Below are 13,928 nucleotides of genomic sequence, written 5' to 3'. Positions count from 1 at the left end.
CTATTAATCCAAAATTATAAAAAATGAATAACGTTCGAAACTGGTCCCTTACTGTAGCTGTTGCGGGATTTTTATTTGGCTTTGACACCGTTGTAATATCGGGCGCCAATTTACCCATCAAAGAATTATGGCACACCACTCCATTATTTCACGGAATTTTTATCATGTCAATGGCTTTATGGGGAACCGTATTAGGTTCTTTAGTAGGTGGAATTCCATGTGATAAATGGGGTAGAAAGAAAACATTATTCTGGATTGGAATCTTGTTTTTAGTTTCGGCTTTAGGTTCAGCATTTGCACAAGATCCATATACGTTTTCATTTTTTCGATTCATTGGTGGTATCGGCGTTGGAGCTTCATCTGTAGCAGCACCAATTTATATTTCTGAAATTTCTAGCCCAGAAAATAGAGGAAAATTAGGCACGCTCTTTCAGTTTAATATCGTATTTGGCATCTTGATAGCGTTCTTTTCTAATTATTTATTCGAAGGCGTTGGAGGAGAAAATGATTGGCGTTGGATGATTGGTATTGTTGCCCTTCCCGCATTTATTTACAGTATAATCGTATTACAAATTCCAGATAGTCCTCGCTGGTTAATCTTGAAAAAAAGAGATGATGTTGCAGGAATGAAAGTCCTTGAAATGATTTACAGCAAAGAAGAAGCTTTGGAAAGTTTTCAAGAAATAAAAAAAGATTTGGTTGACACTTCTGTAAAGGAATCTATCTTTTCAAAAAAATACAAACTACCAATCATTTTAGCTTTTTTACTCGCTTTTTTCAACCAGCTATCGGGAATTAATTTTATTCTATACTATGCACCGGAAATATTGGAAATGGCTGGATTAGGTTCTAAAGAATCTTTAATGAACTCTATTTTGATTGGATTAACAAACTTGATTTTTACCATTGCCGGAATGCGATTAATCGATGTTTTAGGACGAAAACAACTTATGATTATAGGATCATTAGGCTACATTATAAGTTTAGGCATGGTTGCACTTGCCTTTTATAATAATCTGGGAGCTATCGTCTTGATGTCATCAATCATGTTATTTATAGCTTCTCATGCTATTGGACAAGGTGCGGTAATTTGGGTTTTCATTTCAGAAATATTCCCGAATAATGTTAGAGCTAACGGACAATCTTTTGGGACAGGGATTCACTGGATTTTTGCTGCTTTGATTACTTTGGCCGGACCAGTAGTTATTGACTTATTCAAAATAAATCCTTGGCCAATATTTGCATTTTTTGCTTTTATGATGGTCTTACAATTGGTTTTTGTATTGTTTATGATGCCAGAAACCAAAGGTTTATCGCTAGAAGAATTAGAACATAAAATGGTTAATAATGAATAATCTCAAAGAAAAACTCAGCATCGTTTGTTTTGGAGAAGTGTTATTTGATGTTTTTCCAACGCACAGAAAAATTGGCGGCGCACCATTGAATGTCGCATTAAGACTAGCATCACTTGGAGCGAATACACATATAATCAGTCGAATTGGTACTGATGCAATAGGTCAAGAATTAATAGACTATGTTCGAATGAATGGTGTGAATACTACCTCGATTCAAGTTGACGAAGTTTTTAACACTGGCGAAGTAATAGTACAATTAAACGAAAAAGGTTCTGCTTCATACACCATAAATTACCCAGTTGCTTGGGATAAAATTGTTTGTATTCCAGAAGACGAAATTATGGTCAAAAAGGCGGATGCACTAGTTTTTGGAAGTCTCGTATGTAGAGATTCTGTTTCGCAAAATTCCCTTTTAGAAATAATAAACTATGCAAAATACGCCGTTTTCGATGTTAATTTACGTGCTCCTTTTTACAACAAGGAAATACTGATTAATTTGATGATGCAGTCTGATTTCATAAAGTTTAATGATGATGAATTGTATGAAATAAGTGCTTTCATGAATTCTCCCTACCATTCATTAGAACAAAATATCCTTTTTATTGCAGAACAGACTAACACAAAACACATTTGTGTCACCAAAGGAAGTCATGGCGCTGTATTGTATTACAATAAAAAAATGTATTACAACAGTGGCTATAAAATTGAGGTGAAGGATACTGTGGGATCTGGAGATTCCTTTTTAGCAGGGTTAATTTCTAAATTATTAAGTGATGAAAATCCACAAGAAGCGATTGATTTTGCTTGTGCTCTAGGGGCAATTGTAGCAAAAAATGAAGGAGCAAATCCAAAAATTTCTGCTAAAGAAATCAATACATTTATGAATCCTTAAAAGAAATTCGAAATGATATAAAAAACAAAATCATATTATTTAACACTGTATTTGTAAGGAGTATTAATCTGTTTTAAATATCGCAAAAGTTAATTAAACTGCTTTCAGAAAATTGATTTACACTAAATAAATTGTAAATTCGTTTTTTGTGAAGCAGTTTTGTGCTTTTATTACCAGAGAAATAAACCATGAACAACACCACTCTCAAAGAGATAGCTACGCAATTAGGAATTTCGATAACTACCGCTTCAAAAGCATTGAAAGGGTATCCTGATGTCAGTGAAAAAACAAAAAAAGCGGTAATTGAACTTGCACAAAAATTAAATTATACTCCAAACAGTTTTGCAGTAAATCTTAGAACAAAAGAATCCAAAACCATAGGACTTATCATTCCTACCCTTGTCCATGATTTCTTTTCGAATGTAATCAAAGGAATTCTTGAGGAAGCTGAGAAGAGGGATTATATGGTCATCATTCTTCAATCTAATGAAAAATTAGAATTTGAAAAAAAACAAATTGAGTTATTAATGAATAAAAGAGTTGATGGAATATTGATTTCATTGTCCAATCAAACGGGCGATTTTGACCATCTAAACTCTATCATTTCAAACAACACGCCCTTGGTGCTTTTTGATAAAATAGCTAAGCTTGTCAAATGCTCCAAAGTAACTATTAATGACAAAAAAGCGGCTTACGATGCCGTTTGTTTTCTTATAGAAAGAGGTTATAAAAAAATAGCACATTTTAGAGGTTCTTATTTACCTCAAAATGCGATTGATCGGTTTTTAGGATACAAAAAAGCACTCGAAGACAACGGTATTCCTTATGATTCCTCTCTTGTTTTTGTATGTGACAACAACACGGATTTTGAAGATGGTTATGAAAATGCTAAAAAAGTGATTGATGAACATCCCGAAATTGATGCAATTTTTGCCGTTACTGATTTAGTAGCCATTGGAATCATTAAATACTTCAACGAAACCGGAATTTCCATTCCGCAACAAATTGCAGTTTTAGGCTTCAGTAATTGGTTTATGTCTAGCGTTATATCACCAAAACTTTCAACAATTGACCAACCTGGTTTTGAAATTGGAAGAAGGTCAGCGGCAGTTTTATTTGATGAAATCAATCTTAAAAAGAAGAATTTACCTATAATTTTTCAATCAATTGAATTAGAAACTAATATAATTGAAAGAGAAACAACCTAAAAAAAAGGAATCTTACAACAAATTGCTTACCTAGTTTATTTAATTTAACGATTCAATATTTATTTGTTTATTTTTATAAAAATCTCCGAAATAAGATAAAAATTAATACCTTGGTAGGGGATATTTTAAGTTGAAGTCACTTTTTATGGACTTGCACTAAACACATGAAGACTTAAAATAAAGTCATTTCTAAAAATATTTTCCTAAAATTAAATACGTAGAAATTCGATTCATGAAAGATATAACTCTTAAAGAAATTGCAACAAAACTAGGAATTTCAATAACTACTGTTTCTAAAGCATTAAAAAACTATCCGGATGTTAGTCAAAAAACTAAGGAAGCAGTAATAGAACTTGCTCAAAAACTACATTATACTCCTAATAGTTTTGCCGTAAATTTAAGAACAAAAGAATCAAAAACCATTGGTTTAATTATCCCTGAAGTAGTACATCACTTTTTTTCGAATGTGGTAAATGCTATCATTAATGAAGCTGAAAAAAATGGATATTTAGTTATCATTTTACAATCTAATGAGACGTTAGCTTTAGAAAAGAAACAGGTTGAGCTACTTATTAACAAGAGAGTAGATGGCATCATAATGTCATTATCTAATGAATCCAACAACGATGATCATATTAAGGAAATTATGAATAGAAATATTCCTTTTGTAATGTTTGACAAGATTGCTAAGCTTTCAAAATGTTCAAAAGTTATAATTGATGATCAAAAAGCAGCCTTTAATGCTGTTCAACACTTAATTGATAATGGTTGTACCAAGATAGCACATATTCGTGGACCATTGAATCCTCAAAATGCAATAGATAGATACATCGGCTACAAAAAAGCGCTAGAAAAAAACAACATCCCCTTTGACAATAAATTGGTCTATACCTGCGAAACAGTTACTTTTGAAGAAGGAAAATATTTTGCGAAGCAAATCATCAACGAGCATCCTGATATAGATGGTATTTTTGCAATTACAGACTTAGTTGCAGTAGGTGCGCTAGCCTATTTCAATGAAAGTAAAATTAATGTGCCAAATCAAGTAGCAGTAATTGGTTTTAGTAATTGGTTTATGTCACAGGTGCTTACTCCGAAATTAAGTACAGTCGATCAGCCAAGCCATGAAATGGGAATTAAATCTTTTAACCTATTGTTAGAAGAAATGAATAGCCATAAAGAAGGATTACCTTTTACTCCGAGAACAATTGAATTAGAAACTAACGTTATAGTTCGAGAATCTTCTATGAAATTTAAATAATTGTATTAAAAAATTATTTTAAAAAATCAATATTCCTTTTTACTCCTTGAAATTTTGCTCTTTTAAGTGGCGAATTTTTAAATACTTTTTTAAAAGTTTCTTCGGTAATTTCAATCCAATCTTTTTTTGACATTGAAAGTAGTTCTGTATTTGGGTTAAATAACGGTTCATTGTGTGCTTTTGAGAACTTATTCCATGGACAAACATCCTGACAAACATCGCATCCAAAAGCCCAATCATCAAAATTTCCTTTCATCTCTTGTGGAATATTCTCTTTCAATTCAATCGTGAAATAAGAAATACATTTGCTACCATCAACCACATAAGGCGCAACAATTGCGTCTGTTGGACAAGCATCAATACAAGCGGTACAAGTGCCACAATGATCGGTCGTTGGATTGTCGTACTCTAAATCTAAATCGATAATTAATTCTGCAATAAAGTAAAAAGAACCTACTTTTTGTGTCAATAAATTGCTGTTTTTGCCTATCCAACCCAAACCACTTTTGGCAGCCCATGCTTTATCGAGTACAGGTGCAGAATCAACAAAGGCTCGTCCAGAAACTTCTCCGATTGTTGATTGAATAGAAAATAAAAACTCTTTAAGTTTTTCCTTAATTACAAAATGATAATCCTGACCGTACGCATATTTTGAAATTTTATAAGAATCCGGGTTTTGAAGTTTTTCAGGATAATAATTTAACAAAAGCGAGACAACACTTTTAGCATCATCGACTAGTAAAGTTGGATTTAAACGCTTGTCAAAATGGTTTTCCATATAGGACATTTGACCATTGCTATTATTCTTAAGCCAGTTTTCTAAACGTGGTGCTTCCTTTTCTAAAAAACCTGCTTTGGATATGCCACAAGATAAAAAACCGAGACGTTGTGCTTCGGATTTGATAAATTGTGTATATGTAGACTTCTGGCTTATGATTAGAAAAATAGAAATTAATAAATGGGATTTCCTAGCCCTGATAGCAGCACCATCCCGTCCCATTTTTTTAACGAGACCGATATAGCGAATAGCAGGAAATAGCTCCTGAAAAAATTAGAATAAACCTCCTTGAATATTTGTATTTAGTTTTCCTAAATGTTTATAAGCTTTATCAGTAACTTCACGACCACGAGGAGTTCGCATAATGAAACCTTCCTGAATCAAAAACGGCTCATAGACTTCTTCGATTGTTTCGCTACTTTCGGATACGGCTGTCGCCAAGGTAGTCAAACCAACTGGTCCACCTTTGAATTTATCAATAATAGTATTTAGAATTTTATTATCCATTTCATCCAAACCATGTGCATCAACATTAAGCGCTTTTAAAGCATAGCGAGCAATTTCTATATCAATAGTACCATTCCCCTTAATCTGTGCAAAATCGCGCACACGACGCAACAATGCATTAGCAATACGCGGTGTTCCCCTACTTCTACCTGCAATTTCGATAGCAGCTTCCATAGAAATTGGCATTTTAAATATAGTTGCGCTTCTTTCTACAATCGTAGTTAAAAGCTCTGTTGTATAATATTGCAAACGTGAAGATATACCAAAACGAGCTCTCATGGGAGCCGTCAATAAACCGGAACGTGTCGTTGCTCCAATTAAGGTAAACGGATTTAGATTAATTTGGACAGTTCTTGCATTTGGACCAGATTCAATCATAATATCAATTTTAAAATCCTCCATAGCAGAGTACAAATATTCTTCCACTATAGGGCTCAAACGATGAATTTCATCAATAAACAAAACATCCCTTTCCTCTAGATTAGTCAATAACCCAGCTAAATCACCCGGCTTGTCTAGAACTGGACCGGAAGTAATTTTGATTCCAACTTGAAGTTCATTCGCAAGAATATTAGCCAAAGTTGTTTTCCCTAAACCAGGAGGCCCATGAAAAAGCGTATGATCAAGTGCTTCATTACGTTGATTTGCAGCTTGCACAAAAACTTTCAAATTTTCTAATATTTGGTCTTGCCCTGCAAAATCATGAAAAGAAAGCGGTCTTAATTTTTTTTCAAGATCAAGTTCTTCCGAATTGTAACTATTGGATGTTGGGTCTAAATTTTCATTCATGTAACAAAGATAGCAAAGCAATTTTGAATTTTAAATTATAAATTTTAAATGCTATAAAATTAAAAAAGGATATGAACAAAAAGTACGACAAGAGAAACAAGAACAATAAACGCCACAAAAAAAGCCTCTACTTTCGCAGAGGCTTTAAATTATATTTTAGTGGTGCAAAACTTCTTCACCTTCTTTCATTGGAACGTTTTGAGGTACAAAATCCACATCATGTGCTGGATTACTGTAGTCATAAGGCCAACGATGTACGTGAGGAATTTCACCTGGCCAGTTACCATGCATATGTTCTACAGGTGCTGTCCATTCTAATGTATTTGATTTCCATGGATTCATAACAGATTTTTTACCGTAGAAAATACTAGCAAAAAAGTTATACAAGAATACCAATTGAAAAACTCCACCAATTAATGCAAAAGTAGTAATCAATACGTTTACATTTTGTAAATCATCAAACAATGGAAAGTTTGTGTTAGTATAGTAACGTCTTGGTAAACCAGCTAATCCGATAAAGTGCATTGGAAAGAAAACTCCATAAGCACATATAGCAGTAACCCAGAAGTGTACATATCCAAGATTCTTGTTTAACATTCTTCCGAACATTCTTGGAAACCAGTGGTAAATTCCAGCAAACATTCCGTAAAGAGCAGAAATACCCATTACTAAGTGAAAGTGAGCTACAACAAAATATGTATCGTGAACATTAATATCAAGTGTACTATCTCCAAGGATAATTCCTGTTAAACCACCAGTAATAAATGTAGAAACTAAACCAATTGAAAACAACATAGCTGGATTTAGCTGTAAATTACCTTTCCAAAGAGTTGTAATATAGTTAAACGCTTTTACAGCTGAAGGAATAGCAATCAATAATGTTGTAAAGGTAAATACTGATCCCAAAAATGGATTCATACCCGAGATAAACATATGATGCCCCCAAACAATTGTTGATAAGAAAGCAATTGCCAAAATTGACATAATCATCGCTCTGTAACCAAAAATTGGTTTACGTGAATTTGTTGCAATAACTTCAGATGTTATTCCCAAAGCAGGTAATAAAACAATATAAACTTCAGGATGTCCTAAGAACCAAAATAAGTGTTCAAACAATACTGGTGAACCACCTTGATAATGTAAAACTTCTCCAGCAATATAAATATCAGATAGGAAGAATGAAGTTCCGAAGCTTCTATCAAAAATCAACAATAATGCTGCAGATAAAAGAACCGGAAAAGAAACTATACCAATAATTGCAGTAACAAAGAAAGCCCAAATTGTAAGAGGCAATCTTGTCATAGTCATACCTTTAGTTCTTAAATTGATTACTGTTACAACGTAATTTAAAGAACCCATCAAAGAGGATGCAATAAAAATAGCCATTGAAACCAACCATAATGTCATCCCTAAACCTGATCCAGGAATAGCTTGAGGCAATGCACTCAAAGGAGGATAAATTGTCCACCCTGAAGAGGCAGGTCCTGCTTCAACAAAAAGAGAACTAACCATTATTATACTTGACAAGAAGAACAACCAGTATGAAACCATGTTCATAAAACCAGATGCCATATCTCTAGCTCCAATTTGAAGCGGTATCAATAGGTTACTAAAAGTACCACTCAAAGCTGCAGTAAGTACAAAGAATACCATTATAGTTCCATGTATCGTAACTAACGCTAAATAAATATCATTTGTCATTACTCCATTAGGAGCAAATTTATCACCAAGTAAAATATTGAAAATTTTAAATGATTCTTCTGGCCATGCTAATTGCATTCTAAATAGCATAGACATTCCTACTCCAATAATTCCCATAATGATACCCGTAATTAGGTATTGTTTGGCAATCATTTTATGGTCAATACTAAAAATATATTTAGTAATAAAAGTGTCTTTATGGTGATGTTCGTGTTCGTGATCTATTGCGTGATCGTGACCTTCTGCTGACATATATGTTTACTTTAAATTTTTCTTATTAATTATTTCATAGCCATTACTGCAACTGCTGCAGTATCTTTTGCTTTTGTAGAATCAGTACCAACTCCACCATCAGTAGTAGCAGGTTCAGCCATTGCAGCTTTGACTTCACTTACAATTGTAGCTTTATCTTTCAACCAAGCATTGTAGTCTTCAGGTGTATCTACAATAATTTTCATTTGCATGTTATAATGAGAAGCACCACAAATTTTATTACAAAGCAATAGATAATCAAATGTGTACGGATCTAATGCCGTTTCTCCCTTAGCAACTAATTCTAAACTTTTCTTAGATCTAAGAGCATTTATAGCAGCAACTTTCTCAACCATAAAAGGCAATTCTCTATATTCTGCAGTAGTATATATTGGTTCAAAAGCAAACTGAGTAACCATACCAGGAACACAATTCATTTGTGCTCTAAAGTGAGGCATATAAGCAGAATGCAAAACGTCCTGAGAACGCATTTTGAAAAGAATCTTTTTCCCTTTAGGGATGTGTAATTCAGTAACCACGATATCATCTTGTGCATACGGATCAGCTAAATCAACACCTACAGCATTTGCACCATCAATAAATCTAACATTTGCTTTTCCTAATACATTATCATTACCAGAATATCTAGCTTTCCAGTTAAACTGTTGGGCATATAATTCAATAACTATTGTATCTTCATCTTCATCAACAAACATAATATTTGTCCAAGCAAAAAGACCGTAAAGAATCAAACCGGCTAAAACTACAGCTGGAATAACACTCCAAATAGCCTCTAACTTGTTATTATCCGCAAAATAAAGTGCTTTTTGATCTTTTTTACCTCTGTATTTGAAAGCAAAATAATGCAATAAAACTTGTGTTATAGCCTGAACTATAAAGATAAGAACCCAAGTAATGTTCATCAAATTATCTATTTCACCACCATGTGCTGAAGCAGGTGTATGAAGAACAAGAGGTCCCCATTTAAACAATCCGTAAATTGAAAAAATATAAATGAAAGCCAAAAAACCGAACATCAAATAACCTTGAACGTTATTGTCGTTATCTGTAGCTATTTCTGAACTATCTGAATTAGATCCAACTTGCGTCAGGTCGAATATTTTAGTCAATTGCCATAAAGCAACAGCTAATAAAACTAAAACTATAATTACCAACAAACTTGTCATCTGTTTCTTTCTTTAAATATTAATAATGAAAATGTTTACTTTCGTCAATGAAAGGATTTCTTTTTGCTAACAGAGGAGCTTTAGATAACGCTGTAAAAACAACGTATATAAACAAACCTAAGAAGAAAAGAACGGATGCTATTTCTGGTATACCAATAAACCATCTGTCACCTACAGTTCCAGGCATAATCATATTAAAGAAATCAATATAATGACCCGCTAGTATTACAATTCCCGCCATAACTAATACCCAAGTAATTCTTTTAAAGTCTGTATTAATTAAAATTAATAAAGGGAATAAAAAATTCATTACAACAGCACCAAAGAACGGAAGGTTATATAATTCAATTCTGGTAATAAAATAAGTTACCTCTTCAGGAATATTCGCATACCAAATCAACATAAACTGTGAAAACCATAAGTAAGTCCAGAAAACACTTAAACCAAACATGAATTTTGCTAAATCATGTATATGACTTGTATTTACATGCTCTAAATATCCTCTAGATTTTAGGTATAAAGTAATTAATGCAATAGTTGTTACACCACTAACAAAGAAACTAGCAAATACATACCATCCAAATAAAGTACTGAACCAATGAGGATCAATAGACATAATCCAATCCCAAGACATTATAGATTCTGAAACTATAAAGAAAACTAGGAACATTGCTGAGATATTGAAGTTTTTCTTATAAAATGAGTTATCATTTGCTTCGTCTTGTGCCAAACAATTTTTTCTTGAAAAGTATTGATACAAACTCCATCCCGTCAAAAATATAGCTGCTCTAATAATCCAGAAAGGAAAATTTAAATAACCTGTTTTATTCGCGATCAATTTATCATTTGCAACAACTTCAGGGTCTAACCATATGAAAATATGATTAAAGTGCAAACCGCATAATACTAGGATAACAAAAAAGATAACAGAGCCTACTGGCAAATATGAAGTTATACCCTGCATAACTCTAAATAAAACTGGAGACCATCCCGCCTGAGCTACTTGTTGAATTGCATAAAATACTAAGACACCAAGAGAAACAAGCATAAAGAAAATACAAGCAACATATAAAGCAGACCAAGGTTTGTTTTGTAGTTGGTGTAAAACATGATTCAAATGCTCAGTATGTTCAGCCTCTTCACTAACAGCATGACCTTCTTTTTTTACAGCTGTCTCAGCGTGAACTGGTTCAGCATGTGCTTCTTCAGCAACTTTAGTAGTATCATCCGTTGGAGCAACAGCTTCGTGAGATTCTTCTATTTTTTTTTCTTCAGTAGCTTCACTATGACTAGTAGCAGCTTCATGCGAAGGTTCAACAGAAGTAGTCGCTTCATGTTTAGCTTCACCATGACCTCCATGACTTTCAGCAGCAAGAAGCTTCTCAACTTCTTGAATATCTTTTGGTGCAGTTAAAAAACCATATCCAATTCCTAAAAGACCTACAGCCATTAAGATGAAAGAAAAAGTTTTTAATTTACTTGAAAATGTATACATATCTATTACGATCAGTTTGTTCAACAATTATAATTCGCTTTTTAGTTTTAGAACATAGTCAGTAACTAACCAACGTTCATGGGCACTCAATTGGTTAGCATGTGAACCCATTGAATTTAAACCATAAGTTATAACATGAAAAATACTTCCTTCAGTGATAACTCTATCTTTATAACTAGGAACACCCAGAAATTTTTCTCTTTCTACAAGCTTTCCTTTACCATTTCCAGAAGCACCATGGCAACTGATACAATAAATTTCAAAAAGCTCTTTACCCTTGTCAGCGTCTTTGCTTAAAGAGTCCAAAGGAGATTTAAGATTTGCTTTCGCTAATTCATAACCTGCAGTTGAATTTTCATATTCAAAAGGCTCAAAGCCTCTGTTAATAGTTCCTTCAGCTGGAAGTTGACCTTCTTTACCATCTTTAAATGCTTTTGATTCAGAATAAGTTTCATACCCGACTGACTCATACATATTTGGAAAATACTGATAATTTGGTGTCGCATTATTATGGCAAGATGAAACTAGAATAGTTATGCCAAATAAAAGTGTTATTTTGTATACGCTTTTCATATCTATAATTAATGCTTTTCTATTACTTTAACTTCTACTGCTCCTGTACTTTGGAAAAAAGAAACTAATTCTTCTTCATTGCCATTTACAGCAACTTCCATTAAAAAATGGTCATCTGTAGTTCTTACATCCGGATTTTCTGCTTCTTTGAAAGGCCATAATTTACTTCTCATGTAAAAAGTAATAACCATTAAGTGAGCAGCAAAAAAAACAGTAAGTTCAAACATTATTGGAACAAAAGCCGGCATGTTTTCAATATAACTAAAACTTGGTTTTCCACCAATATCTTGTGGCCAATCTTGAATCATGATATAATTCATCATAGCTGTTGCTACCGAGATTCCAACACATCCATAAAGAAAAGCACAAATAGCTAATCTTGTAGGTGCAATTCCCATAGCTTTATCCAAACCGTGAACCGGGAATGGAGTAAAAACTTCTTCAATATGATGATGAGCTGCTCTGGTTTTTTTAACCGCATCCATCAATATATCATCGTCATTATAAATGGCGTATATTACTTTATTACTCATGATGTGAATCTTTATTTGCTTCTCTTTCTCTTTTGTAATTATCTCCAGTTCCTTTCAAAATTGTTTTTACCTCTGCTTGTGCAATTACAGGGAATGTTCTTGAATATAACAAAAACAATACAAAGAAGAAACCTATTGTTCCGATGAAAATTCCAATATCAACAAATGTAGGTGAAAACATTGTCCAAGAAGAAGGTAAGTAATCTCTATGTAACGAAGTTACGATAATTACAAATCTCTCAAACCACATTCCAATATTTACAACTATAGAAATTATGAACGAAAACATAATACTTGTTCTTAATTTTTTAAACCACATGAATTGCGGAGAAAAAACATTACAAGTCATCATCGACCAATATGCCCACCAGTAAGGTCCGGTAGCTCTGTTCAAGAAAGCATATTGTTCGTACTCAACACCAGAATACCATGCAACAAACAATTCAGTTATGTAGGCAACCCCAACAATAGAACCCGTAATCATGATAACGATATTCATCAACTCAATGTGTTGGATCGTAATGTATGCTTCTAGATTAGATACTTTTCTCATAATGATAAGCAAAGTATTCACCATTGCAAAACCTGAGAAAACTGCTCCAGCAACAAAGTAAGGAGGGAAAATTGTGGTATGCCATCCAGGAATAACAGAGGTAGCAAAGTCCATTGATACAATAGTATGTACAGAAAGTACAAGTGGAGTAGCTAAACCTGCAAGTACCAAAGATACTTCTTCAAAACGTTGCCAGTCTTTTGCTCTACCGCTCCATCCAAAACTTAATATAGAATATACTCTTTTATTAAAAGGAGTAATAGCTCTATCTCGTAACATGGCAAAATCAGGCAATAAACCAGTCCACCAGAAAACCAATGAAACCGAAAGATAAGTTGAAATTGCAAATACGTCCCAAAGTAATGGTGAGTTGAAGTTTACCCAAAGAGAACCAAATTGATTCGGAATTGGTAAAACCCAATACGCTAACCATGGACGACCCATGTGTATGATTGGAAATAAACCAGCTTGAATAACTGAGAAAATTGTCATTGCTTCTGCAGAACGGTTAATGGCCATTCTCCAGCGTTGACGGAAAAGTAATAATACCGCTGAAATAAGTGTTCCTGCGTGACCAATACCAACCCACCAAACAAAGTTCGTGATATCCCAAGCCCATCCTACAGTTTTATTTAAACCCCATGTTCCAATACCTGTAGATACGGTGTAAATTATACAGCCCAATCCCCAAAGGAAGGCTATTAATGCGATTGAAAATACAATCCACCAATGTTTGTTTGCTTTACCTTCAACAGGCGCAGCTACATCTACAGTTACATCGTGATAAGATTTATCACCTATAACTAAGGGTTTTCTAATGGTTGCTTCGTAGTGAGACGACATA

The 13,928-nt window shown here is 33.5% G+C and carries 12 protein-coding genes; 4 read left to right on the top strand and 8 right to left on the bottom strand.

Annotation, left to right across the window (positions count from 1 at the left end; genetic code table 11):
- The first annotated feature begins 23 nt into the window (after window positions 1-23).
- The 4 genes from V5J73_RS01800 to V5J73_RS01785 all read left to right on the top strand — a co-directional run bounded on the left by V5J73_RS01800 (window position 24) and on the right by V5J73_RS01785 (window position 4,716).
- Entirely contained in the window at window positions 24-1,355 is a 1,332-nt protein-coding gene (locus V5J73_RS01800; RefSeq protein WP_338647202.1) for a sugar porter family MFS transporter, read from the top strand.
- Window positions 1,348-2,247, top strand: coding sequence for a carbohydrate kinase family protein (locus V5J73_RS01795; protein ID WP_338647199.1), 900 nt, complete (start codon window positions 1,348-1,350; stop codon window positions 2,245-2,247). Before V5J73_RS01800 ends, V5J73_RS01795 begins: the two co-directional genes overlap by 8 nt.
- 188 nt (window positions 2,248-2,435) lie before the next feature.
- Window positions 2,436-3,455 (top strand): LacI family DNA-binding transcriptional regulator, encoded by a 1,020-nt coding sequence (locus tag V5J73_RS01790; protein ID WP_338647198.1) that lies wholly within the window; start codon window positions 2,436-2,438, stop codon window positions 3,453-3,455.
- A 232-nt stretch (window positions 3,456-3,687) separates the two neighbouring features.
- Window positions 3,688-4,716, top strand: coding sequence for a LacI family DNA-binding transcriptional regulator (locus V5J73_RS01785; protein WP_338647197.1), 1,029 nt, complete (start codon window positions 3,688-3,690; stop codon window positions 4,714-4,716).
- A gap of 13 nt (window positions 4,717-4,729) precedes the next feature.
- Here the strand turns inward: V5J73_RS01785 and queG are convergent, their stop codons facing one another.
- From queG to nrfD, 8 genes are all read right to left on the bottom strand, one after another.
- Window positions 4,730-5,653, bottom strand: a complete 924-nt coding sequence (queG, locus tag V5J73_RS01780; protein WP_338648644.1) for a tRNA epoxyqueuosine(34) reductase QueG — start codon at window positions 5,651-5,653, stop codon at window positions 4,730-4,732.
- 114 nt (window positions 5,654-5,767) lie between these two features.
- The gene (ruvB, locus tag V5J73_RS01775) at window positions 5,768-6,790 is read right to left on the bottom strand and encodes a Holliday junction branch migration DNA helicase RuvB (RefSeq protein ID WP_338647195.1); all 1,023 of its coding nucleotides are present in this window, start codon (window positions 6,788-6,790) and stop codon (window positions 5,768-5,770) included.
- Window positions 6,791-6,946: 156 nt separating this feature from the next.
- Window positions 6,947-8,743 carry a cytochrome c oxidase subunit I gene (locus V5J73_RS01770; RefSeq protein ID WP_338647194.1) on the bottom strand — a complete coding sequence of 599 codons (1,797 nt, stop codon included), beginning with the start codon at window positions 8,741-8,743 and terminating at the stop codon, window positions 6,947-6,949.
- 29 nt (window positions 8,744-8,772) lie between these two features.
- Window positions 8,773-9,930, bottom strand: coding sequence for a cytochrome c oxidase subunit II (locus tag V5J73_RS01765; RefSeq protein ID WP_338647193.1), 1,158 nt, complete (start codon window positions 9,928-9,930; stop codon window positions 8,773-8,775).
- A gap of 19 nt (window positions 9,931-9,949) precedes the next feature.
- On the bottom strand, window positions 9,950-11,425 hold the full coding sequence (locus tag V5J73_RS01760) for a quinol:cytochrome C oxidoreductase (RefSeq protein WP_338647192.1): 1,476 nt from the start codon (window positions 11,423-11,425) through the stop codon (window positions 9,950-9,952).
- A gap of 27 nt (window positions 11,426-11,452) precedes the next feature.
- Window positions 11,453-11,998, bottom strand: a complete 546-nt coding sequence (locus V5J73_RS01755; RefSeq protein WP_338647191.1) for a c-type cytochrome — start codon at window positions 11,996-11,998, stop codon at window positions 11,453-11,455.
- An 8-nt stretch (window positions 11,999-12,006) separates the two neighbouring features.
- Complete coding sequence (locus V5J73_RS01750; RefSeq protein ID WP_338647189.1) at window positions 12,007-12,531, bottom strand: DUF3341 domain-containing protein; 525 nt, start codon at window positions 12,529-12,531, stop codon at window positions 12,007-12,009.
- Window positions 12,524-13,927 (bottom strand): NrfD/PsrC family molybdoenzyme membrane anchor subunit, encoded by a 1,404-nt coding sequence (gene nrfD, locus V5J73_RS01745; RefSeq protein WP_099714288.1) that lies wholly within the window; start codon window positions 13,925-13,927, stop codon window positions 12,524-12,526. Before nrfD ends, V5J73_RS01750 begins: the two co-directional genes overlap by 8 nt.
- Window position 13,928 lies beyond the last annotated feature (1 nt).

It is taken from the genome of Flavobacterium sp. KS-LB2 (genome assembly GCF_036895565.1).
In the GTDB taxonomy this organism is placed as follows: domain Bacteria; phylum Bacteroidota; class Bacteroidia; order Flavobacteriales; family Flavobacteriaceae; genus Flavobacterium.
The sequence above is the reverse complement of the archived record's forward strand: the minus strand, read 5'-3'. Positions and strand labels throughout refer to the sequence as shown.

Bases quoted from the DNA above. Each gene is read 5' to 3' on its own strand.
- V5J73_RS01800 (WP_338647202.1), top strand. From the start codon at position 24: ATGAATAACGTTCGAAACTGGTCCCTTACTGTAGCTGTTGCGGGATTT.
- V5J73_RS01795 (WP_338647199.1), top strand. From the start codon at position 1,348: ATGAATAATCTCAAAGAAAAACTCAGCATCGTTTGTTTTGGAGAAGTG.
- V5J73_RS01790 (WP_338647198.1), top strand. From the start codon at position 2,436: ATGAACAACACCACTCTCAAAGAGATAGCTACGCAATTAGGAATTTCG.
- V5J73_RS01785 (WP_338647197.1), top strand. From the start codon at position 3,688: ATGAAAGATATAACTCTTAAAGAAATTGCAACAAAACTAGGAATTTCA.
- ruvB (WP_338647195.1), bottom strand. From the start codon at position 6,790: ATGAATGAAAATTTAGACCCAACATCCAATAGTTACAATTCGGAAGAA.
- V5J73_RS01770 (WP_338647194.1), bottom strand. From the start codon at position 8,743: ATGTCAGCAGAAGGTCACGATCACGCAATAGATCACGAACACGAACAT.
- V5J73_RS01765 (WP_338647193.1), bottom strand. From the start codon at position 9,930: ATGACAAGTTTGTTGGTAATTATAGTTTTAGTTTTATTAGCTGTTGCT.
- V5J73_RS01760 (WP_338647192.1), bottom strand. From the start codon at position 11,425: ATGTATACATTTTCAAGTAAATTAAAAACTTTTTCTTTCATCTTAATG.
- V5J73_RS01755 (WP_338647191.1), bottom strand. From the start codon at position 11,998: ATGAAAAGCGTATACAAAATAACACTTTTATTTGGCATAACTATTCTA.
- V5J73_RS01750 (WP_338647189.1), bottom strand. From the start codon at position 12,531: ATGAGTAATAAAGTAATATACGCCATTTATAATGACGATGATATATTG.
- nrfD (WP_099714288.1), bottom strand. From the start codon at position 13,927: ATGTCGTCTCACTACGAAGCAACCATTAGAAAACCCTTAGTTATAGGT.